Source organism: Rathayibacter tanaceti (assembly GCF_001634385.1).
GTDB classification, from domain to species: domain Bacteria; phylum Actinomycetota; class Actinomycetes; order Actinomycetales; family Microbacteriaceae; genus Rathayibacter; species Rathayibacter tanaceti.
Window position 1 is genome coordinate 1 of the sequence record NZ_LIIN01000280.1, and the last position, 970, is coordinate 970.

Genomic DNA, 970 nt, shown 5'->3' on the forward strand with positions numbered 1-970 from the left:
CACCGCACCGGTTCGAACGGCGCTCAGCAGATGATGGCGCGTGCAGCCGGCTGCGGCGAGCTGAGCCGCAGAGGCGAAGCCGCCCAGCTCGGCGAGCACGGCGAGTAGTCGGTCCATCCGGCAACGATGACCGGCGGGCAGCCGCGTCGGCACCAACCGACCGCGGTCTGTGGAGAGCGGGCCTCGTCCGCCGTCTGTGGAGAAACGCTCGGCGACCGCTCCTCGACGGAGGACTCGACGCCGCCCCCTCATAACAAAGGCTGAGACCTCGTGAGCCGCCTCCCGAGGGCGGATCTGAGCTCTCAGCCTTCGTTCTGCAGGCGGATCAGGCGAAGGCCTCGATCGGCGGGCAGGCGCACACCAGGTTGCGATCGCCGTAGGCCTGGTCGACGCGGCGGACCGGTGGCCAGTACTTGCCGCGCACGAGCGAGCGGACCGGGTAGACCGCCTCCTGGCGACTGTAGGGGTGGGTCCACTCCTCGGCCACCAGGCACTCGGCCGTGTGCGGAGCGCCTCGCAGCGGGTTGTCGTCCAGCGGCCACTCCCCCGCGCCGACCCGGTCGGCCTCGGCCCTGATCCCGATCATCGCCTCGATGAAGCGGTCGATCTCGGCGAGGTCCTCACTCTCGGTCGGCTCGACCATCAGGGTCCCCGCGACGGGGAAGCTCATGGTCGGTGCGTGGAAGCCGTAGTCGATGAGGCGCTTGGCCACGTCGTCCACCGTCACTCCGGTCGCGGCCGTGAGCGGGCGGATGTCGAGGATGCACTCGTGCGCGACCAGGCCGTTCTCGCCGGTGTACAGCACGGGGAAGTGTTCGCGGAGGCGCGCGGCCACGTAGTTCGCCGAGAGGACGGCGGCGCCGGTCGCGGCACGCAGCCCCTCCTCGCCCATCATCCGGGCGTAGGCCCACGAGATCGGCAGGATGCTAGGGCTGCCGTAGGGCGCCGCCGACACCGGGGCACCGCCGTG

At 71.1% G+C, this 970-nt stretch carries 1 pseudogene; it reads right to left on the reverse strand.

Features of this window, described 5'->3' with window-relative positions:
• Positions 1-325: 325 nt before the first annotated feature.
• Positions 326-970, reverse strand: a pseudogene (locus ACH61_RS15635) (glycine dehydrogenase (aminomethyl-transferring)); the annotation flags it as partial.